Annotated in this window: 18 protein-coding genes and 2 pseudogenes; all 20 read right to left on the minus strand. The window is 44.1% G+C overall.

Annotation, left to right across the window (positions count from 1 at the left end; all coding sequences use genetic code 11):
- Window positions 1-35 precede the first annotated feature (35 nt).
- The 20 genes and pseudogenes from rplS to recG all read right to left on the minus strand — a co-directional run bounded on the left by rplS (window position 36) and on the right by recG (window position 21,952).
- Complete coding sequence (rplS, locus tag HMPREF9243_RS07210; RefSeq protein ID WP_013669011.1) at window positions 36-398, minus strand: 50S ribosomal protein L19; 363 nt, start codon at window positions 396-398, stop codon at window positions 36-38.
- A gap of 118 nt (window positions 399-516) precedes the next feature.
- A complete protein-coding gene (gene trmD, locus HMPREF9243_RS07215) occupies window positions 517-1,275 on the minus strand; it encodes a tRNA (guanosine(37)-N1)-methyltransferase TrmD (RefSeq protein WP_013669952.1) in 759 nt (252 codons plus the stop codon).
- Window positions 1,265-1,804 (minus strand): ribosome maturation factor RimM, encoded by a 540-nt coding sequence (gene rimM / locus HMPREF9243_RS07220; protein ID WP_013669404.1) that lies wholly within the window; start codon window positions 1,802-1,804, stop codon window positions 1,265-1,267. The genes trmD and rimM overlap by 11 nt, the downstream gene beginning before the upstream one ends.
- Before the next feature lie 90 nt (window positions 1,805-1,894).
- The gene (locus tag HMPREF9243_RS07225) at window positions 1,895-2,149 is read right to left on the minus strand and encodes a KH domain-containing protein (protein WP_013669406.1); all 255 of its coding nucleotides are present in this window, start codon (window positions 2,147-2,149) and stop codon (window positions 1,895-1,897) included.
- A gap of 15 nt (window positions 2,150-2,164) precedes the next feature.
- Complete coding sequence (gene rpsP / locus HMPREF9243_RS07230; protein WP_013668726.1) at window positions 2,165-2,437, minus strand: 30S ribosomal protein S16; 273 nt, start codon at window positions 2,435-2,437, stop codon at window positions 2,165-2,167.
- Between the two features lie 145 nt (window positions 2,438-2,582).
- Window positions 2,583-3,146 carry a hypothetical protein gene (locus tag HMPREF9243_RS07235; RefSeq protein WP_013669725.1) on the minus strand — a complete coding sequence of 188 codons (564 nt, stop codon included), beginning with the start codon at window positions 3,144-3,146 and terminating at the stop codon, window positions 2,583-2,585.
- Window positions 3,147-3,148: 2 nt separating this feature from the next.
- Window positions 3,149-4,128 (minus strand): annotated as a pseudogene (gene floA, locus HMPREF9243_RS07240) (flotillin-like protein FloA).
- A gap of 56 nt (window positions 4,129-4,184) precedes the next feature.
- Window positions 4,185-4,748 (minus strand): hypothetical protein, encoded by a 564-nt coding sequence (locus HMPREF9243_RS07245; RefSeq protein ID WP_049776779.1) that lies wholly within the window; start codon window positions 4,746-4,748, stop codon window positions 4,185-4,187.
- A 254-nt stretch (window positions 4,749-5,002) separates the two neighbouring features.
- Entirely contained in the window at window positions 5,003-6,760 is a 1,758-nt protein-coding gene (locus tag HMPREF9243_RS07250) for an ABC transporter ATP-binding protein (protein WP_013669294.1), read from the minus strand.
- The gene (locus tag HMPREF9243_RS07255) at window positions 6,753-8,468 is read right to left on the minus strand and encodes an ABC transporter ATP-binding protein (RefSeq protein WP_013669973.1); all 1,716 of its coding nucleotides are present in this window, start codon (window positions 8,466-8,468) and stop codon (window positions 6,753-6,755) included. The genes HMPREF9243_RS07250 and HMPREF9243_RS07255 overlap by 8 nt, the downstream gene beginning before the upstream one ends.
- Window positions 8,469-8,709: 241 nt before the next feature.
- The gene (locus HMPREF9243_RS07260; RefSeq protein WP_013668724.1) at window positions 8,710-9,960 is read right to left on the minus strand and encodes a peptidoglycan bridge formation glycyltransferase FemA/FemB family protein; all 1,251 of its coding nucleotides are present in this window, start codon (window positions 9,958-9,960) and stop codon (window positions 8,710-8,712) included.
- Window positions 9,961-9,984: 24 nt separating this feature from the next.
- On the minus strand, window positions 9,985-11,460 hold the full coding sequence (gene ffh / locus HMPREF9243_RS07265) for a signal recognition particle protein (protein WP_013669012.1): 1,476 nt from the start codon (window positions 11,458-11,460) through the stop codon (window positions 9,985-9,987).
- Window positions 11,461-11,463: 3 nt separating this feature from the next.
- Window positions 11,464-11,811, minus strand: a complete 348-nt coding sequence (locus HMPREF9243_RS07270) for a putative DNA-binding protein (protein WP_013668599.1) — start codon at window positions 11,809-11,811, stop codon at window positions 11,464-11,466.
- A 148-nt stretch (window positions 11,812-11,959) separates the two neighbouring features.
- Window positions 11,960-12,985 (minus strand): signal recognition particle-docking protein FtsY, encoded by a 1,026-nt coding sequence (gene ftsY, locus HMPREF9243_RS07275; protein WP_013669326.1) that lies wholly within the window; start codon window positions 12,983-12,985, stop codon window positions 11,960-11,962.
- Between the two features lie 14 nt (window positions 12,986-12,999).
- A complete protein-coding gene (locus HMPREF9243_RS07280) occupies window positions 13,000-13,812 on the minus strand; it encodes a Cof-type HAD-IIB family hydrolase (RefSeq protein ID WP_013670075.1) in 813 nt (270 codons plus the stop codon).
- Between the two features lie 481 nt (window positions 13,813-14,293).
- Window positions 14,294-17,854: a chromosome segregation protein SMC gene (gene smc / locus HMPREF9243_RS07285; protein WP_013669142.1), complete on the minus strand. Its 3,561-nt coding sequence runs from the start codon at window positions 17,852-17,854 to the stop codon at window positions 14,294-14,296.
- 14 nt (window positions 17,855-17,868) lie between these two features.
- A pseudogene (gene rnc, locus HMPREF9243_RS07290) lies at window positions 17,869-18,566 on the minus strand (ribonuclease III).
- Window positions 18,567-18,584: 18 nt separating this feature from the next.
- Window positions 18,585-18,830, minus strand: a complete 246-nt coding sequence (gene acpP, locus HMPREF9243_RS07295; RefSeq protein ID WP_013670010.1) for an acyl carrier protein — start codon at window positions 18,828-18,830, stop codon at window positions 18,585-18,587.
- Between the two features lie 39 nt (window positions 18,831-18,869).
- Complete coding sequence (gene plsX, locus HMPREF9243_RS07300) at window positions 18,870-19,889, minus strand: phosphate acyltransferase PlsX (protein ID WP_013668484.1); 1,020 nt, start codon at window positions 19,887-19,889, stop codon at window positions 18,870-18,872.
- Window positions 19,890-19,912: 23 nt separating this feature from the next.
- Window positions 19,913-21,952, minus strand: a complete 2,040-nt coding sequence (recG, locus tag HMPREF9243_RS07305; protein WP_013669825.1) for an ATP-dependent DNA helicase RecG — start codon at window positions 21,950-21,952, stop codon at window positions 19,913-19,915.
- Window positions 21,953-21,955: the final 3 nt, after the last annotated feature.

The following is a 21,955-nucleotide window of genomic DNA, read 5'->3' on the forward strand; positions in this document are numbered from 1 at the left end:
AAAAAAACTGTGCCTAAGACACAGTTTTAAATACTTTATTTTTTACGACGACGTTCAGCAATACGGGCTGCTTTTCCGTGACGGTCACGTAAGTAGTAAAGTTTCGCACGACGTACTTTACCTTGACGGATCACTTCAATTTTAGCTACTCGAGGAGTATGTACAGGCCAGATACGTTCAACCCCAACACCGTTTGATACTTTACGTACGGTGAAGGTTTCGCTAATGCCTTGGCCTTTACGAGCTAAAACAACGCCTTCAAAAATTTGGATACGTTCACGTTCACCTTCAACAACACGTGCGTGTACACGAACGGTGTCTCCAGGACGGAAATCAGGAATATCGCTGCGTAATTGTTCGGAAACAATTTCATCGATTAATTTTGGGTTATGACTCATGATAATTCTCCTTTTCCAACAGATATTCATGTTCCATAGCGACAGCGGAATATTGTTTAAATTTGTGAAATAACCTCACTCGTAAAATGATACCAAAATTCAAGACCTGTGTAAAGGCTTATTTTGGATTTTCTGCTTGAACTTCTAACAACCATCGCTGCTCTTGGTCAGACAGCTCAGCTCGGTCTAAGAGGTCCGGACGTCTGAGATAGGTGCGGCGAATGGCTTCCTTCCCCTTCCAGTCAGCAATTTTTTGATGGTCGCCACTAACTAGGACATCAGGAACATCCATCCCCATAAAAGACCGGGGTCGGGTGTACTGGGGGTATTCTAATAGGCCTGTTGAAAAGGACTCCACTTCTACCGACTCATTGTTACCTACCGCTTCATCCAATAACCTTACCGTAGCATCAATGACAGTCATAGCACCTAACTCGCCGCCAGTTAAAACAAAGTCGCCAATGGAAATTTCATCAGTCACATAGTTTCTAATCCGCTCATCATAGCCTTCATAATGGCCACAAATAAAGATTAGCTGGTCTTCTTGGGCCAGTTCTTCCGCCTTGGCCTGGTTAAACCGCTGTCCAGCAGGATCCATTAAAATGACCCGGCTATTCGGCCGCTGAGATAAATCCTCGCTCACTAAAAGAGGGTCAATAGCCTCTAAAGCACGATAAATTGGTTCCACTTGTAGTAACATACCTGCTCCCCCGCCAAAGGGATAGTCATCAACATGACCATGCTTATTATTGGCAAATTGGCGAAAGTCAGTGACTTCAATATCGACTAGGCCTTTTTCCTGGGCCTTACCAATAATGGACTGGTTCATAGGGCCAGTAAACATGTCTGGAAATAGACTTAAAATATTAACCTTCATCATCAATCAATCCTTCAAGGGCATCTATGACAATTTTTTTATCATCTAAATCAATGCTTTTAACTACATCATCAATATAAGGGATGAGAACATCCTTCTTGCCCGGCTGATTGCGCTGGATGGTCCAGACATCATTGGGGCCTAATTGGGTAATGGTTTTCACCTTTCCAAGCTCCTTGCCCGTTAGGTCATAGACCACTAAGCCAATGATTTGATCATAAAAGAACTCTCCCTCGGCTAAATCATCGCTGTGCCGTTCTTTTGCAGCTACCATTATTTCCATTCCTTTAAAGCCTTCCACATCATTAATTGAGGTCATGCCTTTAAAACTAAGAATATGGAAATTTTTATGTTGACGGTGACTCACTACCTCAACCCAAGCTTCTATATTCTTATGGTCAAAGATGACTAGTTGACTTCCTGGTTGAAAACGCTTTTCTGGAAAATCGGTAGTCGCAATCACCCGTACTTCACCTTTCAAACCCTGGGTATTAACAATCTTTCCCACACGGTAAAATTCTTGACTCATCGTATCTCCTTATACACTATGGTTAATGACTAAGAAAAAAACTAGGATATAATCCTAGTTTAACTGATAATCTTACTAATACCAATCATCTTATTGGTCGTCATCAATGCGATCGATTGTTAACCGAACCCGACGATGACCTTTTACGCGTACACTATATAAAATTGTGCGAATAGCATTCGCTACGCGTCCGCGCTTACCAATGACACGTCCAACGTCATCGGGATGTACCATTAAATGGTATTCTAAGAATTCATCCCCATCACTCACTTCGAGTTGAATGTCTTCAGGATAAGACACTAAAGGTTGAATAATAGTCATTAGTAAATTTTCAATGTCCGGCATGCAATTCACCTATCTTTATTTATTATGCTTAGCTTCGTGATGTTTTTGCATAATTCCTTGACGAGAAAGGATGTTACGAACAGTATCTGTAGGTTGAGCACCATTTCCTAACCATTTTAAAGCAAGTTCTTCATCTAAAACAACTTCTTCAGGTTGGGTAGTTGGGTTATAGGTACCAATCTTTTCGATGATACGTCCGTCACGTGGTGAACGTGCATCTGCTGCGACGATACGGTAAAAGGGATTCCGTTTTGAACCCATACGTTTTAAGCGTAATTTAACTGCCATGAATAAAATTCCTCCTTATGTTTTATTTTTTCAATCTTTTATTCACATTGCTATACTATAGCAAATTCTAAGGAGTCTGTAAAGTATTTTTTCTTTACAGCTAGAATTTATTTCAAAACAGCTTATCATGACGCATTCTAAAGGCTTACAACCCCTTAGGGCGATCAATAATTTCTTTGACTAAAAGGGCTTGACGCAAGTCAGTTTTTGAGAGACTTGGCTTCACTTTAACCACTTCCTCTTGAGTCTCCTCAAAGGGGATGGTATGGCTGGGATAATCATCCAAGTCGGCATAAGTCTCCCGTAGTTCCCGATCTAAGTATTCCTTAAAAGCCTGTTCATCTTTAGCAATTAAATCAAAATCAAGGTCTCTATTCCAAACAACTTCTTGTGGGGCATCATTAGAAACTTGATCTTCCTCCTTGGCGACCGCCTCTAACAATTTTTCTTTAAAGGCCTGCTTTTCTTTATCCAGCCTAGCCTGTTTACGGTTGCCTTTAGTCTTTGGAAGAGACTTTGGATAGACCCTTTTTACTTGGTCATGTGATTGGCTCTGATCCTTGACTGGCTCACTGGTAGATAATATAGGCTTTTCATTAGCTTCTTTTTCCTCCTGGGCTTGACTTTCAGATTGGGCGAGTTCATCTCTAATTAGGGACCAGACCAGTTTCACTTCCTTAAAAAATTGCCGCCACTCCGACTTATCCATTACTAATCACCTGACTTATCTTCATGGGCTAAGGATTGGCGCATGTCTGTATCTGCTTGAACATTTTGCATCCGGTAATAATCCATAGCTCCCAAATGACCTGATTCTAAGGCACTGGCCATAGCTAGGGGAACCTTAGACTGGGCTTCAACCACCTTAGCGCGCATTTCCTGTGTCTTGGCGACATTTTCTTGTTCCTCAGCAACTGCAAGGGCCCGGCGCTCTTCAGCCTTGGCTTGAGCAATCCGCTTATCTGCTTCAGCCTGTTCGGCCTGTAATTTAGCCCCAATATTCCTGCCTACATCCACATCAGCAATATCAATGGACAAGATTTCATAAGCCGTTCCCGAGTTCAGTCCCTTGCGGAGGATAGTTTGGGAAATGGAATCCGGATTTTCTAAAACCTCTGAGTGATTGTGAGAGCTCCCCACTGTAGTCACAATGCCTTCACCAACTCGGGCAATTATAGTTTCTTCGCCTGCCCCGCCAACTAAACGTTCAATATTAGCCCGGACCGTTACCTTAGCCTTTGCCTTAACTTCAATCCCATTACGGGCCACCCCGGCAATGATTGGGGTTTCAATAACCTTAGGGGTAACTGAAACCTGGACTGCTTCAAAGACATCACGTCCGGCTAAGTCAATGGCAGCCGCTTGCTTAAATTCCAGATCAATATTGGCTCTTTGAGCAGCAATCAGGGCGTCAACTACCGAATTGACGTCCCCCCCGCCAAGTAATGAGCTTCAAGTTCATTAATATCAATAGCTAAACCAGCCTTAGTTGCTTTAATCATCGGTTTAATAATGCGGGAAGGATTCACCCGACGCAAACGCATTCCGATCAAATTACCGATACCTACCTTAACGCCTGAAAAATAGGCCGTTATCCACAGGCCAATGGGAACAAAAACGAAGAAGAGAATGATTAACGTCAGCAGCAGAACCATAATAATAAAAAAGCTGCCGGCCTGTAAATTTGTCATGAGATATCATCCTTTCTGTAGTCCTTTCCTACACTTTAGCAATAACTTTTCCTCTTTTATTTTATTGTTGTGACCAGCAAGCGATCATTCTTCACCTCAACAACTTCGACCTGGCTTCCTTTCTCGATATAATGGTATTGAGAAAAGACTTCAAGAATTTGGCCATTAGAGAAACGGGCCTTACCAACCGGCCGGCAATCGGTTACTGTTATCGCCTGTTGATAAAGATATTTAGATGAGTCAGCTAAGGACTGGAAGCCATCCGCCTCGGTAAGTGATGTGTCTAAAACAATTTTCTGAGTAAAGGGTATTTGAAAACCTAAACGCGTAAAGATTAAAACCGTCACGATGGCAATAGCTAAGGCTAGCGTGCCGTCAATGAGAGCTGATAACCAATTTCCCTGCAAAAGCCATAATGAAAAATAAATCAAACCGCCACCCAAGAGACCTAAAATGCCCATAGTGGGTAGTAACAATTCAAAGCATAAAAGAGAAAATCCCAAAACCAATAAAATCACGGCTAGCCAGGAACCACTCGCAAAGAAATAGAAAGATAAAACGAAGAGAATCAGGCTTATTAAGCCCATAAAGAGATATTTTCTAGTCATTAAGGTCGTCATTAAAGCCAGAACTCCTAATAGAAAGAGCAGACTTCCCATCTTACCACCAGCTTTCTGCTTTTCTCGCTTTAATCATAGCACAGCCCTAAAAAATACAGAAATAGAAAGAGTAGAGAAATGTCCCAAAAATTAGCTCTGGCAGAGCAAAACTAATTTTTCAAAAACACTTTAAAAATTGATATTTAAAAAGCTGGGTATCTTCTCCCAGCTTTCACATGCGATGTTGTCCTTTGGCGTGACCACCGCAGCCTTGATTAATCATTAAATTGACTTTGGTAGAGTTGGGCGTATTTGCCCTTTTTAGCCAGTAATTCTTCATGGCCTCCTTGTTCAACAATATCCCCTTGGTCTAGGACCAGAATTTTATCAGCTTCCACAATAGTGGACAAGCGGTGGGCAATGACGAAGTTGGTTCGCCCTTGCATGAGCTTAGCCATGGCTGACTGGATAAGTTGTTCGGTACGGGTGTCCACTGACGAGGTGGCTTCATCAAGGATCATGACTTCGGGGTTAGAGATAAAGGCCCGGGCAATGGTAATTAATTGCTTTTGCCCCTGGGAAATATTATTGGCTTCTTCATTTAAGAGGGTATTGAAACCATCGGGCAAGCTTTGAATAAAGTGATAGCAATGAGCATCCTTGGCTGCTTGAACCACTTCTTCATCGCTAGCTCCCTGGGCCCCATAACGGATATTATCCGCAATGGTTCCCTGCTGGAGCCAGGTATCTTGAAGCACCATGCCAAAAAACTGACGCAGGTTTTCCCGGCTGGCTTGGCGGATATCAATACCGTTGACGCGAATTGCCCCGCGGTTAACATCATAGAACCGCAACAATAAAGAAATCAGGGTCGATTTTCCTGCCCCGGTTGGTCCTACAATCGCTATAGTTTGACCTTTTTCAACCTGGAGATTCAAGTCTTTAATAATCATCTCTTCCTCATAGGCAAAGCCAACATGGTCAAAGACAATACTTTCAATCGGCGGCTCTATTTCATAAGTGCTATCCTCAACCACTTCGGGAGCATCTAATAATTCAAAGATCCGGTCGGCCGAGGCCAGGGTTTCTTGGAGAAGAGTAGCCATTTCGGCAATGGTATTAATGGGCCGGGTAATTTTTTGACTATATTGGATAAAGGCCAAAACGTCCCCAATTAAAATCCTTTGCCCTAGGACCAGTAATCCCCCCACAATGGCAATGGCCACGTAGCCAATATTACTGATAAAGGTCATCACTGGCAGTAAGATTCCCGCCATAAAAGAGGCATGGTAGGACACTTCATAGAGATGGTTATTATAGCGTTGAAATTCTTGGTCAGCCCGGTCTTGATAATTATAGGCCTTAATCAGGTCAGTACCGGTGAAACTTTCCTCAATGTAGCCCACAATATCCCCTAGGCCCTTTGCCTTGGCCCGAAAATATTTCTGCGACCGTGAAGTGATAAAACGGGTGGCAAAAAAGGACAGCGGGATGGTAATAAAGAAAATCCCCGTCATAGTAACTGAAATTCTAAGCATCATAATCAAAATTCCGACTAAGAGAATGGCCCCGTAAAAGACTTGGTCAATACTTTGCTGGATATTGCGCCCTAAATTTTCAATGTCATTGGTCATTCGACTCAATAAATCCCCCGTCAGCTGTTGGTCAAAGAAGGAGAGCGGAATTTTCTTAATCTTTTCTGAAACCGCCTGGCGCAATTCCTTGATAAAGGACTGGGCCAGATAGGTTAGTAAACGCCCTTGAAAATAACGAAAAAGTCCCAGAACTAAATAAATGGCAATGAGGTAGAGACAAAAAGCTTTGATCTGGTCAAAGTTAATAGCCTGGCCCTGACTGAGGTCTGCCGCAATACCATTGGTTAGGTCTCCCATAATCCGAGGAGCGATAATATCACAGGCTGCAATCACAATGGTAGCTATTAAACTAAAAGTTAATAGCCAATGGTACTTGCCTAAATGCTTGATTAGGCGTAGCAAATTCGACTGGTTACTTTGGTGTTTCTTCCTAGCCATGGATATCATCCTCCTCCCCTTGACTGATAACAATTTCCCGATAGAGTTCGGAATCCTCCATGAGCTCTTCGTGGCTACCATATGCACTGACCTTGCCCTCATCTAAGACCAGGATCTTATCGGCATGGCGGATGGTGGCCACTCTTTGCGCCACAATAATTAACATGGCATCGCCCAAATTATCTTTTAGGGCTTGGCGCAATTGATAATCCGTTTGATAGTCTAAAGCTGAAAAAGAATCATCAAATAAGTAAAGGGGAACCCGGCGGCTAAGAGCCCGGGCAATGGCCAAGCGCTGGCGCTGCCCACCGGAAAAATTGACCCCACCTCGAACCATGCGCTCATCTAAGGGACGATCAGATAAAAAGTCCCTAGCCTGAGCGATATCTAGGTTGTTCTCCATAGCAGCATCGGTGACGGATTCATCCGCATAAGATAGATTTTCCCCTACAGCCTTGGTAAAGAAGAAATTCTGTTGGGGGATATAAGAAATGTACTGGCGAACCGATCCTGGCGCTAAACTTTCAATGGCATGACCATTGATTAAGAGCTCGCCCTCACTGGGTGGGTAAAACTGTAAGAGGAGTTTTAAGAGGGTTGACTTCCCTGACCCGGTTCCACCAATGATCCCTAGGCTTTCCCCTTTACTTAAAGAGAAATTAATCTTATCTAGGGCAGGTAAGGCCGCTCCTGGATAATAAAAAGTTAAATCCTTAGCCTCTACCCGACTAATGGGCTCGGTAAGTAGTTTGTCCCCAATCATTTCTGCTTGAGGATAAGCTAAAACTTCACTGATTCTTTCCGTTGAAGTCACGGTCCGTGGCAACATAGTAAGTAAGTTACAAATCATAATTAAGGCCGTTAAGACCTGGGTAATATACTGGAGATAGGCCATTAACCCACCAATCTCTAAACTCCCCTGGCTAATTAAATGAGCCCCAAAATAGGCAATGGCAACGATTCCTAGATTTAAAACCGTGGAAAGAATCGGCATTACGGTAATCATTAAATTGTTAACCTTTAAGGCGATTTGATAATATTCATCATTGGCCTGGCTAAAAACAGCCTCTTCATAGTCATTTTTGTTAAAGGCTCGGATCACCTTTAAACCGGTCAAACGTTGGCGAAAGAGCAGGTTGATCCGGTCTAACTTCCCTTGTAAGTGGGGAAAATAAGGAAGAGCCTTTTTGATAATGACCCACATTCCCATAAATAAAAAGGGAATACTCAATAATATAATAACGGATAATTGCATATTGGTTAACATGGCCATAATCAGGCCCCCAATGAACATAAGCGGACCACGCACCCAGGGTCTTAGCCCCATGAGAGCCATTTGTTCTACCTGGCTGACATCGTCTGTTGTTCGCGTGATTAAGGATGAGATACCGAAATGTTCTGTATCATCAAAGGTCATATGGTTGACCTTGGTATAAATCGCATGTCTAACATCACGGGAAAATCCCATGGCTACCTTGGCAGAATGAAAGGCCGCAGACCCCCGACAGATCACTGTCAACAGCACGACTACCAACATCAAGCTCCCAATTTTTAAAATAAATGAGGTATCCCCTTGAGCCACCCCTTGGTCTACCACTTCAGCCATTAAACGGGGTAAAAACAATTCCCCCAAGGCATTTCCAAAAGTTAAAGCAATCACCAGCAAAATCCGCCAACGATAACTCTTTAAATAGGAAAAAACTTGCATAAAAATGACCAACCTCCCCCTGAAATTGATTACTGACTAACTACTAAAATACCCTATCTAAAAAAACATAGCAAATCATTTACTTTTCCACTAAAAAAAGCCCCGCTAAAAGCGAAGCTTGTTAATAGGAGTTTGAATTAGATCTTACTAGCTTAAACAATCATTTCTTTAGACCTTATGCTAGTAGTCTTACTTGAGCTCTTGAGATCTACTTTTTTGTCCACCTTTAAATCCTAGTCCCTTAATCATAGCGGCCAAGAAGACGTTTCACTTTCTCATAGAGGGCTAAGAAATGTGGATGGGGTGACCAGGTAAAGGTCCCAATATTTCTTTCCGCATAGCCGTTAAAGGATTGCTTGAAATGGAGCAGACCGTTATTTTCATCAAAGGGTTCACTAATTCCCAAGAAATTATAGACCGGAATATTATGATCTAGGGCCAGGCGGATTGATTGGTCTTGGATGAGATAAGGGGCGTTGATGATAGAATATTCCTCATCAGACCCCGAATAAAGATAGGTCATCTCATAAGGGCTCTCAATAAAGAGTGCCACCGCTAAAACCGTTTGGTCTTCTTTGGCCTGGTCCACCCAGACTTGGGCATCAGCAATCTTTTTCACTTGGGCATCATATTGGGATTGATATTCCCGTCTTTGGTTATTCTTTTTGCGGCTATTGGGATTCTTAGCAAGGTCTTCATCTAAGTCCGCCAAGATTTCCTCTAATTCTTCCTGCCGCTCGACCAAGCTATCTTGGTAGTCTTTGAAGTTGATTTCTGCAATCACAAAGCGGGCCGCACTGCCAATGTTTTGATAAACTTCTTCAAAGTATGGGTATTCCTTAGGAGCAATTCCCAATCGCTGACAAGTCTCCTCGTAGCAAGCATAGAAGCGCGGCATTTCTTCCATTCCAGTAATTTCTCGGACCACAGTACTATACTTATGGGCTTGCTTGAGGGACTGTTGGGCCCCATGGAGGTAGGATTTTTCTACCTTATTGGGGTCGACTGTGGTCAAATCCTTTTTATAATTCCAATCAAAGCCGGCAAACTCAGGCCTTTGGTCTTGGTAATGGTAGGTGAAGCCTGCTGCTTGAATCCAGGATACCATGTCTTCATTAATCTTTTTGGGGTTTTGTGCCCTTTCATCAGTAACAATAATCCCAACATCTGGCTTCACGAGTAAGGAGATCCCCTTATGGGCCTTGACAAAGTCCTTAACCCCGTTCAAAAAAGTAATGATTTGGTCGCGATTGCTTAAATCGCCAGGCAGCCAACCTTCTAATTCAAAGGCTCCCCCCACATGGGTAGGTAAGCTGGCCAAAATGCAGGCTTCTAGAATCTGATCCTGGTCGTCTACTAAGGCTAAATAATGAATGTCACGACCCCGGGCGGCTTTTAAGCGCGCCATGTCGAGCGATTGTAGGTGGTTGCTGCGGCCTAATTGTTTGATCCACTTGTCAAAATCATCTGCTGCTATTTCAACGAATTTCATTTATCCCACTAGTCTCCTTCACATTTACCCTTTTTTGCCACGTTTTTTACGTTGCTTATTTAATTTTTTCTTCATGTGTTTTGCTGCTAGTTCTTGAGCCCGCTGTTTCTTGCGGCGGCCACCATCCATTCCTGGCATATTGGGCATATTCCCCATTCCATTCGGCATGCCACCCATTAAGGAAGATAAGGAACTCATATCCCCATTAGTCATGGCTGACATCATAGTCCGACTTTGGTTAAATTGTTTAATCAATTGGTTGACTTGGTTAACGGTCGTGGCCGAACCTTTAGCAATCCGCCGACGTCGGCTTTGGTTAATTTCATCCGGATGGGTGCGTTCATAGTCGGTCATGGACTGGATAATGGCCTTAGTGCGGACCATGTCTTTAGGGTCGATATTTAACTTGTCAACAGGTAAGATTTTATTTAGGCCCGGTATCATCTTAATGATACTTTCAAAAGACCCCATCTTGTTCATTTGATCCATTTGCTTAACGAAGTCATTAAAGTCGTAAGTGTTGGCCTGCATCTTAGCTGCCATCTCTTCGGCTTCTTTTTCATCAAATTCTTTTTGGGCCTTTTCAATCAGGGTCATCATGTCCCCCATACCCAGGATCCGGTTAGACATGCGGTCAGGATAGAAGGTCTCAATGTCTTCTAATTTTTCCCCGACCCCAGTAAACTTAATCGGTTTGCCAGTGATAGAGGCGATGGACAAGGCAGCCCCACCACGGGTATCCCCGTCTAATTTTGTCAGGACTACCCCGGTAAGTTCTAATTCTTCATCAAAGGTCTTCGCCACATTAGCAGCTTCTTGACCACTCATGGCATCGACGGTTAAGAGAATTTCATCGGGATGAACGGCTGCTTGGATGTTTTTCAACTCATCCATCAGGGTTTGGTCGATCTGTAAACGCCCGGCAGTATCGATAAAGATAGTATCGTAATTATTTTCTTTGGCATAGGCGACTGCCTTTTGAGCAATATCGACAGGGCTGACTTGGTTACCTAGTTGAAAGACAGGTAGGTCCAACTGACGACCAATGGTTTCTAGTTGGTCAATAGCAGCAGGCCGATAGACGTCAGCAGCCACTAAGAGGGGCTTGCGATGGTCTTCCTCCCGCAAGTGATTAGCTAATTTACCAACCGTGGTGGTTTTACCAGCCCCTTGTAGACCAGCCATCATAATAATTGTTGGCCCTGCTTCATTATAGTTAATGCCGACTTGCTCGCCGCCCAATAATTCAGTCAATTCTTCATCAACGATTTTAACAATTTGTTGGGTTGGACTCAGTGATTCTAAGACATCACTATTAAGGGCCTTATCTTGGACCTTGCGAACAAAGTTTTTAACCACTTTAAAGTTAACGTCAGCCTCTAGTAAGGCCAGGCGCACTTCCCGCATCATTTCTCGCAAGTCGCCTTCTGAGATTTTTCCCTTTTTACCGACTTTTTCTACCGCTCCTTGCAGACGGTCCGATAAACTTTCAAAAGCCATTCCTTACACCTCTTTATCATCCATTATTAGTAACTTATCTATTGTTTGATTGAGTACTTCATCTTGGGCATAGTTGTTTTTGACATAGTCCCTGAGCTCCTTGATCGCCGCTTGCCGCTTACGGTAGTCAGAGGCTAAGTGTAAACGGGACTCATAATTTTCAAGGGTCTTCTCCGTTCTACGAATGTTGTCATAAACGGCCTGCCGACTCACATCGAAATAGGCCGCAATTTCACCGAGGGAGTAGTCATCTTGGTAGTAAAGACTAATATAATCTTGTTGTTTTTTAGTTAATAACTGGTAATAGAAGTCCAGTAAACGGTTAATTTCATTAGTCTTTTGAATTTCCATATCTGCCTCCATCACTAGATTACTTCTAGCTTACAATCTTTAAGAATACCGAAGTCCTTAGGGAAAGTCAATGCAGAGCCCAGTAAAATCCCCTTAAGATTAAGGCGTCCAAAAAAGGCTGGGACACATTTCCCCAGCCTCTTTGCTTTTAAACTTCAACGACATCTTTGACCAATTGATAAATAAATTTCTCTCCATCAAATGGCTGTAAATCATCCATGCCTTCGCCTAGGCCAATCAGCTTTACTGGCAGGTCTAACTCATAACGAATGGCAAAGATAACGCCACCGCGAGCGGTACCATCTAACTTGGTTAGGACTAAACCGGTAATGTCAACAGTTTTGTTAAATTCCTTAGCCTGTACTAAGGCATTTTGGCCCGTAGTAGCATCCAGGACTAGTAAGGTTTCATGGGGAGCGTCAGGGATTTCCCTTTTAATGACCCGGTTCATCTTATCCAATTCATTCATTAAGTTCTTCTTGTTTTGTAAACGCCCGGCAGTGTCAATGAGTAAATAATCATAATCTTCATTGACTGCCTTATGAACAGCATCGTAGACCACAGCAGAAGGGTCTCCATTAGCCTTCCCGCTAACCACTGGTGCCCCTACCCGTTGACCCCAAGTATTTAATTGTTCTACCGCTCCGGCCCGGAAGGTATCTCCAGCAGCTAGGAGGACTTTCTTGCCCTGGCTGATGTAGTGGTGGGCCACCTTGGCAATGGTGGTCGTTTTTCCAACTCCATTAACCCCCACAAAGAGCATCACAGTTGGTCCATCGGGATTTTCCTTTAAGGAAACTGAGCCGTCCTGACCTTTTTCATAGATCTTGACCATTTCCTCAATCACAGTGTTTTTGACATCTTCTCCCTTGGTGACATTCCGTCTTTGCACTTCCTCGCGAACAGCATCCGATAGGGCCAAGGTCATGTCAAAGCCCACATCACTGGTAATCAAGGCTTCTTCTAAATCATCAAAGAATTCTTCATCGACCTCACGAAAACCAGCAAAGAGGTCGTTCATACGCTCAGAAAAGCTTTTCCGTGTTTTTTCGACGCCCTTGTCATACTTTTCAAAGACAATCTTCTCTTCTTCTTCCTCCCGGTTCTTGGCTTGTTCAGCGACTAGCGGATCTTCACCGGTAAAAGCTTGTTTAATACGGTCAAATAAACCCAAATTGTTTCACTCCCTTATGACTTCAATACCAATTCTTCAATAGCATGGGCAACCCCATCTTCCATATTGGATCTGGTAATATAGTCCGCATATTTCTTTATTGCTTCATTGCCATTAGCCATGACAACAGCTGTTCCAGCCCATTGTAACATAGCCTTGTCGTTTTCTTCATCACCAATGGCCATGACCTCGCTAACATCAATCTTTAAATAATCAGCCAAGGCTGCCAAACCCTGTCCCTTATCCACGCCCTTAGGCATGACTTCGAGCTGGTGTCCATGTGAACGCATGACGGAATAGTCTTGGTAGAGCCATTCCGGTAAGTTGGCTAACTGGTCTTCGATATGTTCCTTAGGAGTATTGGTCACGGTTTTATAGAAATGATGGTCCATTCCCAAAGCATCCAGGTCAAAAGGACCAAAAGGAAGGAAGGGCATTTGTTGGTCATAGTGACCTGGCCAGTCTTTAGGGTACTTTAAGCGATGGACAGTATCGATATCTACCGCATCAAGGGGTAAACCTAGCGGATACATCGTGTCATAAATACGCAGCACGTCAGCTGTTGTCATAATGGTTTCAGAAATAATCTCGCGGGAATTATTATGTAAGACCAATCCCCCATTATAAGTAATAGAGAAGTGTTTAGCGGTATTCATTTCAAAGCGGTCCAGGGCAAATTGAATGCCTTCAATGGGCCGGCCGGTACAAATCACCACTTCAATTCCCGCTTCCACTGCTCTCCTTATGGTTCTGGCATTGGCTTCACTTATGGTCTTATCGTCTCGTAATAAGGTTCCATCTAAGTCAATAGCAATAAGTTTTATCATGCAATCTATCCTTTTTAAATCCTTACAAAATTTCTTTTTCATTATATCACATATCAAGCAAATAACCCATTTTAGGAAAATATGAGCTGACGGCAAAATCTTAACTAAAAAAGAGTTTGGAACAAGAATCCTAAACTCTTTTTAAAATACGAACTATCTAATCAAAACGTGTCCAAAAGTCAGCCCTGACGTCCACTTCACACAGGGTGTAAGATTTGGCGTATAGGCTTGGATGGTTGAAGCAAGTCAGAATAAAAGCGAAGCATTCGCTTGTTTCTGACTTGTGAAACCACTCCAAGTCTGCCAAATTGAACCCAAGAACGAACGATGTGCGATAGGCTCCCGCCTATCTTCATAGTTTGTTCCAGTTGCTATAGCTGTTCGAAGCGCAAGCGAGTTACAGATATAGTATGCATAGCTCTTCAAGGCTCTTTTGACTTTTGTCACACTCTCCTTGACTAGGATTTAAACGGCTACTCTACTAATTCAATTGATCATCGACATCTTCTAAACGCACCGAAGCCAGTTGAGAAATTCCCTCTTGTTGCATGGTCACTCCATAGAGAATATTAGCGGCCTCCATGGTCCCCTTACGGTGGGAAATGACAATGAATTGGGTTTTTTGGGCGAATTTTTGCAAGTAACGACCATAGCGGGCCACATTGGCATCATCAAGGGCCGCTTCCACTTCATCAAGAATAGAGAAAGGCACCGTTTTAACATCTAAAATGGCAAAGAGCAGGGCGATAGCGGTCAGAGCCCGCTCACCCCCCGATAACAAGCTCAAGAGCTGGAGTTTCTTTCCAGGCGGTTGGGCCATGATTTCGACCCCAGTATTCAGTAAGTCATTGGGATCGGTGAGCTTGAGGGTCGCCTTACCTCCACCAAAGAGAGCCGGAAAAATACTTTCAAAGGCGTCACGGATAGCTTCAAAGGTGGTCTTAAAGCGGGTAGAGACTTCACTATCCATTTCAGCAATGGTTTGATAGAGATTTTCACGAGCATCGATAGCATCTTGGCGTTGCTTATCGATAAAGCAAAAGCGCTCATACACCTCATCATATTCCTCAATGGCCTGCATATTGACTGGCCCTAGGCTGTCAATGGCCTGCTTTAATTGCTTAACCCGGCTGGAGGCTTGGTCAATCGACATGGTTAACTGACTTTCTGCCCGCGCCCGTTCATAGGTCAAACCGTATGATTCACTTAATTGTTCCAGGTGATTATCAATCGACACCTCATAGCGACTGACACTGGCCTCTAGCTTAGCAATACTTTGTAAGTTGCTTTGAATTTCTAAGTTCAGTTGACTAATCATTTGGTTGGCCGCTTCAACCTTTTGACTGGCTTCCTGGCGTTCTTCTTTGGCTGTTTTTAACTGAGTCTGGATGTCTTTACTTTGCTTTTGGAAGCTTTGCAATTGGGCCTCTAAATGCTTTTTCTTCTCCTCCTGGTCGCTATCATTGGTCAGGGCTTGGCTTAGTAAGTTAGAAAGTTCTTGATAGGCCTTTTCCTGGTCAGCGAGCTCTGCGGACAAGCTAGCTTTTTGATCCTTAGCCTGCTTAAATTGCTCCTTGGTGACCGCAAAGTCAGTTGCAATCTGTTGAAAATCTTCTTGCAGCCGGGCTTTTTGCTGGCCTTTTTCTTCATCAGAGAGTAAACGAGCATCGATCTTGGCCTTGGCTGCTTGAATTTTTTCCTGTAAGTGAGTCAGTTTTTCTTGGCTGGTGGCCAAGTCTGCCTGACTCTGCTTAACATCCTCTTGGCTGAGATTTTTCTCATAATCTTGGCCTTGGACTTCCTTAGCCAATTTCTCCAGCTCTTGAGTTAAGTGCTCCCTTTCAGTCTGGCTAGAACGCAGGTCATAGCGAGACTCACTACCTTTTTCTTTCAAGCTTTCTAAGGCCTGGGACATCTGATCTTGGCCTTGCTGCTGGGTCGCTATCCGGCTAGCCGCTTCTTGGTAAGCAACTTCCATGGACTCAATCGCTTGGCTTAAGCTTTGGATGTCATTTTTACGACTAAGGAGGGAGGTCTGGTTCCGCTTATTAGCGCCCCCGGTTAAGGATCCGCCTGCATTAACGAGGTCCCCGGTCAAAGTGACGACCCGGTAACGAGCATGGAGGGCCTGGGATAGGCGGCGAGCCCCAGTTAAGTCCTCAGCCAGAATGATATTTCCCATCACATTTTCCATGACGGTTTGAAATTGGTCGTCAAAGTCTACCAAGTCAACCAACAAGCCGATATAAGCGGGATCAGCTTGGACATGACTCACTTGCTGGTCACTGATCCGACGACTCTTCATGGTATCCAGGGGTAAGAAGGTGGCCCGCCCAGCCTTCTTGGCCTTCAAGTAGGCAATCACTTCCTGGGCCACTTGACCATCCTGAGTGACGATATTTTGCATGCTGCCTCCTAAGGCCGTTTCTACCGCTAGGGTATAGTCCTCAGGCACATCGATCAATTCCGCAATAGCCCCAAAAATCCCTCTTTTTTGACTCTTTAATTTCAGGGCGTTTTTAACCCCGTAATAAAAGCCTTCGTGATTATCCTCTAAATTCTTTAAGGAATCTAATTGAGCTTGCTTTCTCAAAAGCTTTTGATAGAGCGTCTGGTTAGCATTGGTCGCCTTTTGAACTTGGTCTTGTGCTTGTTGCAAGGACTGGGCTTGGATTTGGTATTCTTGGAGCAAATTTTTTAAAGCTTGCTCTTTTTGACTAATCTCTTGGTCCAATCCTTCCTGCTGGTCTTCCAGTTTAGCCTGTTCTTTTTGGCTGATCCGGATCCTCTCAGCATATTTTTCTTGGTTCTTTTGTCCTTGTTGGATATCCTTCTCAGTTTGCTGGATTTGATTAGATAAATGGCTCTCTTCCTGTAAATAAGCAATATATTGGTTACGTAAATCTTCCAAATCTTCTTGGCTATAATCACTTAAAGCGGCTAATTGATCCTTAAGGGATTGATAGGAGTCGGCTTGGCTTTGATAAGTTTTTTGGTACTTATCTAGCTGGGCCTGGTTACTTTTTAAGTCCGTTTTCATTTTTTCGATTTTTGCTTGTAAATTGGCCTGTTCTTTTTCTTGGCTTTGGCGGTTAGACTGGATAAAACGCTGTTCCTGCTCCATCATTTGCAGTTGACTGCGCAATTTCTCCACAGCCTGGAGCTTGACCACATAGTTATCATTGAGATCATTGACACGGTCATCAGACTGTTCTTCAGCAACCTTGGCTTGGGCCAGAGCTGTTTCTTCCTTGTCAAGCTGCCTCTTCTTGGCTTCATTGCTTGCTTGAATGCTTTCCAAATCTTGCTTAGCCAGTTGCCATTGTTCATTGAGGGTTTCAATTTGAACGGCAGTCAAGGCAATTTCAATTTGACTGAGCTCTTGCTTCTTATCCCGGTAAGAAACGGCTGCTTCTTTTTGCTCCTTGAGGGGTTCCAAGCGTCCTTCAATTTCTGATAGGATATCTTCAATTCGATTTAAATTCTCTTGAGACCGGTCAAGCTTGCGTTCAGCTTCTTGCTTCTTACTCTTATACTTCATGACCCCAGCAGCTTCTTCAAAGATAGCCCGCCGCTCTTCAGCCCGCTGGGTAAAGATTTCTTCCACCTTACCTTGGGAAATAATGGAGAAGGATTCCTTCCCCACTCCCGTATCCATCATTAACTGGGTGATATCCTTTAAGCGGCAATTTTGACCATTAATTTTATAGATACTGTCCCCCGAACGGGTATAGCGTCTCAAGACCGAGACTTCATCACTATCCATATCAAGAACCCGGTCTCTGTTATCAAAGGTTAAAACAACCTGGGCGTATTGGGATTGGCGGCGACTTTGTGAACCTGAGAAAATAACGTCATCCATTCTTTTCCCCCGCAGTGATTTGGCGGATTGTTCACCGAGCACCCATTTCACTGCTTCAGTGATATTCGATTTACCACTACCGTTTGGTCCAACTATGGCTGTAAAACCCTGGTCGAGTTCGACCCGGGTTTTCTCTGCAAAGCTCTTAAAACCGACCATTTCAATTGTTTTTAAATACACACACTTGCCGTCCTTTATTTATCTTTTTGTATATCCTCGAGGGCCTGTTTGGCTGCCGCCTGTTCAGCATGCTTCTTAGAAGTCCCCTGGCCTTGACCGATGATTTCACCATCCAAACAGACCGCCACTTCAAAGCGTTTATTATGGGAGGGGCCAGATTCCTTTAATAAACGATAAGATAGGTTAATCTGACCATCTTTTTGTAGTTCTTCTTGGAGGGCGGTTTTATTGTCTCGATGGTCCTTAAATTCCCCGCTCTCGATCTTAGGATAAATGGTTTGCTCTAGAAACTTCTCAATAGCATCTAACCCAAGATCAAGATATAAGGCTCCCACAACGGCTTCAAATAAATCACAAAGTAAAGAAGAACGTTCTCGACCACCATTGGCTTCTTCACCGTGCCCTAGACGGACGTATTGGTCAAAGCCACACTCCTTACACCGTTTACTCAAAGATTCCTCACAGACAATTAAGGCCCGGATCCGGGATAAGTCGCCTTCTGGTAATTGGGGAAAGTAATGGTAGAGGAAATTAGATACTGTTAACTCTAAAACAGCATCCCCTAAAAATTCAATCCTTTCATTGTCTTCTAAATTTTTTTGCGTTTTTCATTCACATAGGATGAATGCGTAAAGGCAATTTGATAATGACGTTTTTCTTGAATGTCCAAATCAAATTGCTCTTTAAAAAGCTGCTTAATGGCTTTAAACATGGTTTTCCTCCTTAATAATTAACTCTTTTTCGCCAAACTGATAGCATCAACTAATTCTTCTAAAGTTTCAATATGGTCTGCGGTTGAATCGGGGATGGAGACCTTGAAATAATCTTCTAAGGTCATGACCAGCTCCACAATATCTAAGGAATCCGCCCCCAGGTCCTTAGATAAGTGGGTGGTTTTATCGATTTTCTCATCTTCCAAACCGAATCGTTCGCTGATCATTTCTCGAACGATATCAAAAATTTTTCTCTCTTCCATAGTTGGTCTTCCTTCCCAAAGCAATTCCTTTCTAAAAAACTAGTCTTCTGCTTGACTTTCCTTATTAGCGATTTGTTGGGCCAGACTGTCATAGGTGCCTGACTTGACAATTTGCCGGGCCTGACCGATAGTTGCAGCAACAGTTTTGGCACTAGCGTTACCGTGACACTTAATCACTGGGGCTTTAACCCCAAATAGGGTCGCTCCACCAACACTTTCAATATCAAATTGTCCTAGGGTTTCCTTTAAGGAATTTTTTATCAATAGAGCTCCTAGTTTTGTTTTTAGGTTCCCTGATTTGAGGCTATGACTGACCAATGTAAGTATCTCTTTAGCCGTCCCTTCAATAGCCTTTAGAACGGCATTACCGGTAAAGCCATCACTAACCACCACATCGCAGGCCCCGGCTAAGATGTCACGAGATTCCACATTACCGATGAAGTGGATCTGTTCTTCTTGGCTCAATAATCCAAAGGCTTCTTTAGTGACTTTGTTGCCCTTAGTATCCTCAGAACCATTATTCAGAAGTCCCACCCGTGGCTGACTCTTGCCTAAGACATCCTTGGCATATTGGTTGCCCATCAAGGCATTCTCCCAAAGTTGCTTGGCCTTGGCATCGGCATTAGCGCCCATATCTACCAAGACAAAGGATTCCCCTGATTCTCTTAAATTAGGTAGGGTTCCCAATAAGGCCGGACGGTCAATCCCTTTAATTCGTCCGACTAGCAAGGTCCCTGCTGCTAAAAGGGCCCCAGTATTACCTGCTGAGACCATGGCATCTGCCTGTCCTTTTTTTACCGCCTTAGCGGCAACAACCATGGAGGCATCCTTCTTGCGGCGGATGGCCCGGACTGGTTCATCATCACCAGCAATTTTTTCAGAACAGTGGACAATCTCAATAGGATAGTCGCCCTCAGGAAGCAAGTCTTGGATTTGGTCTTGGTCCCCATAGAGCAGGATCTCAATATCGGAATAGGTCTGGACTGCTGCCAGGGCCCCTTCCACGATAGCTTGAGGGGCGTGGTCACCACCCATAGCATCTACTGCAATTTTAATCATGTGCTTCACTCCTTTAGCCTCGATCAGGCTTGACGTTCTTCTTCCATTTGATTCAACCAGACGCCTAGTAAGGGATAGTCCTGGGCATTTTCCATGAGGTAGGGAGCAAATTGAATAGCGTCCTGGCGGCTATATTCCAGAATCTCACCATCCTCGACCGGGTCGGCTAAGTGGAATTCAGGTAAGCCACTTTGCTTGGTTCCAAAATAGTCCCCTGCTCCCCGTAACTCTAAGTCTTGCTGGCTCAAATAAAAGCCATCATTGGACTCAGTCATTATTCGCATCCGTTCTTTACCGTTTTCCGTATGGGGGTCAGCCAACAAGAGACAAAAAGAAGCGGCTTGCCCCCTGCCAACCCGGCCCCGTAATTGGTGGAGTTGGGCTAGACCGAAGTGGTCGGCATCCAAGATAACCATTAAGCTGGCATTGGGGACATTGACTCCCACCTCAACCACCGTCGTGGCCACCAAAAGCTGGATCGTATTGTCACTATAGGCCTGCATGACAGCTTCTTTTTCTTCATTAGATAACTGCCCATGAAGGAGGCCGACTTGGTAGTGGTCCCCAAAACGGGCCTGGTAATCAGCATAAATTTTTTCGGCGTTTTGGGCCTCGACTTTTTCTGACTCGCCTACCAGGGGACAAATAATATAAGCTTGCCTGCCCTTAGCTAGTTCCTGCTTTAAGAGGTAGTCGACCTGGCTAGCCTCCTGGGGCCTTAGCCAGAGGGTCTTAACCGGCTGACGGCCAGCGGGAAGTTCCTTTAACTTGGAAACTTCCATATCGCCCATCAAAGTAATTTCTAGGGTCCGGGGAATAGGGGTAGCGGTCATATAGAGGACATTGGGATGGCGGTCTGTATTCTTATCGATTAATTGCCGGCGCTGCTTAACCCCAAAGCGGTGCTGTTCATCGATAATGACTAGCCCCAGGTCCTTAAAGTGAACATCCTCCTGGAAGAGGGCATGGGTGCCGATCATCAGGTCAAGGTCTCCCTGGGCCAACTGGGCGAGAATTTGCTTACGTTCTTTGCCCTTGGTAGACCCAGTTAATAAGGCACAGCGCAGTCCTGTGGCTTGGTATATACTTTGGGCCTCTTTAAAGTGCTGTTCAGCTAAAATTTCGGTAGGCACCATTAAGGCTCCTTGAAAGCCAGCCGATACAGCTGCCGCTAGGGCGATTAAAGCCACAATGGTCTTCCCACTCCCCACGTCCCCTTGCAAAAGCCGGTTCATAGGATAGGGTTGTAGAAGGTCCCGGCAAATTTGATTAGTGACTTCTTTTTGTCCCTGGGTCAATTCAAAGGGAATCGAGCGGATAAATTCTTTCAGCTGGTCATTGTCATAGAGAATCTGTACCCCTGCTTCTTGATAACGTTGGTTGAGCTTGCGCCATTGAATACGGAGACTATAGAGGAAGAGTTCCTGGTACTTAATCTGGCGCCGGGCATGCTGGCTATCAGCCTCGGTATTCGGGAAATGCATTAAGCGAATGGCCTGGCGATGGGGAATTAACTGGTAGCGCCTTGACAATTCTTCGGGGATAAGCTCAGGAATCTGATCTTCATACTGGTCAAGAGCTGTCTTAATTAACTGCCTTAAAGCGGACTGCGAAAGCCCCTTAGTCGTATGGTAGACAGAGGCGGTCTCATTATCCTCACTGGAAAAATTGATAAGTTTAATCCCTAACAATTGCTGGCGCTTGGCTTCATAAGTCCCATAAATCAGGATCTCTTCTTGGCTATGAATTTGCCTTTTGAGGTAGGCTTGGTTGAAGAAATTAACATTGATAATTTCATGGTCCACCTGCAAACGAAAATGCAGGCGGTTGCCCTTGCGCCCCCGAAAATAACTCACCACTGGTTCAGTAACCACACGTCCCTTTAAGGTCGCTTTTTGATTGTCGGCCAATTCCTGAATACTTTTAACCGATAAGTCTTCATAGCGAAAAGGAAATTGACAAAGTAAATCATAAATGCTTTCAATCTTCAAACGCTTCAACAGGGCTGCTTTTTTAGGGCCTACTCCAGTTAAGACGCTGACTGGATCAGTGATACTCGTCATTGG

It is taken from the genome of Aerococcus sp. Group 1, assembly GCF_000193205.1.
In the GTDB taxonomy this organism is placed as follows: domain Bacteria; phylum Bacillota; class Bacilli; order Lactobacillales; family Aerococcaceae; genus Aerococcus; species Aerococcus urinae_A.

What these genes read in the sequence shown, in the direction of transcription:
- rimM (WP_013669404.1), bottom strand. Translation starts at nt 1,804, where the DNA reads ATGAGTCAAGAATTTTACCGTGTGGGAAAGATTGTTAATACCCAGGGT.
- rpsP (WP_013668726.1), bottom strand. Translation starts at nt 2,437, where the DNA reads ATGGCAGTTAAATTACGCTTAAAACGTATGGGTTCAAAACGGAATCCC.
- trmD (WP_013669952.1), bottom strand. Translation starts at nt 1,275, where the DNA reads ATGAAGGTTAATATTTTAAGTCTATTTCCAGACATGTTTACTGGCCCT.
- HMPREF9243_RS07255 (WP_013669973.1), bottom strand. Translation starts at nt 8,468, where the DNA reads ATGCAAGTTTTTTCCTATTTAAAGAGTTATCGTTGGCGGATTTTGCTG.
- HMPREF9243_RS07260 (WP_013668724.1), bottom strand. Translation starts at nt 9,960, where the DNA reads ATGAAATTCGTTGAAATAGCAGCAGATGATTTTGACAAGTGGATCAAA.
- HMPREF9243_RS07235 (WP_013669725.1), bottom strand. Translation starts at nt 3,146, where the DNA reads ATGGATAAGTCGGAGTGGCGGCAATTTTTTAAGGAAGTGAAACTGGTC.
- HMPREF9243_RS07250 (WP_013669294.1), bottom strand. Translation starts at nt 6,760, where the DNA reads ATGGCTAGGAAGAAACACCAAAGTAACCAGTCGAATTTGCTACGCCTA.
- HMPREF9243_RS07225 (WP_013669406.1), bottom strand. Translation starts at nt 2,149, where the DNA reads ATGCCGGACATTGAAAATTTACTAATGACTATTATTCAACCTTTAGTG.
- acpP (WP_013670010.1), bottom strand. Translation starts at nt 18,830, where the DNA reads ATGGAAGAGAGAAAAATTTTTGATATCGTTCGAGAAATGATCAGCGAA.
- plsX (WP_013668484.1), bottom strand. Translation starts at nt 19,889, where the DNA reads ATGATTAAAATTGCAGTAGATGCTATGGGTGGTGACCACGCCCCTCAA.
- ffh (WP_013669012.1), bottom strand. Translation starts at nt 11,460, where the DNA reads ATGGCTTTTGAAAGTTTATCGGACCGTCTGCAAGGAGCGGTAGAAAAA.
- HMPREF9243_RS07280 (WP_013670075.1), bottom strand. Translation starts at nt 13,812, where the DNA reads ATGATAAAACTTATTGCTATTGACTTAGATGGAACCTTATTACGAGAC.
- HMPREF9243_RS07270 (WP_013668599.1), bottom strand. Translation starts at nt 11,811, where the DNA reads ATGGAAATTCAAAAGACTAATGAAATTAACCGTTTACTGGACTTCTAT.
- rplS (WP_013669011.1), bottom strand. Translation starts at nt 398, where the DNA reads ATGAGTCATAACCCAAAATTAATCGATGAAATTGTTTCCGAACAATTA.
- HMPREF9243_RS07245 (WP_049776779.1), bottom strand. Translation starts at nt 4,748, where the DNA reads ATGACGACCTTAATGACTAGAAAATATCTCTTTATGGGCTTAATAAGC.
- recG (WP_013669825.1), bottom strand. Translation starts at nt 21,952, where the DNA reads ATGACGAGTATCACTGATCCAGTCAGCGTCTTAACTGGAGTAGGCCCT.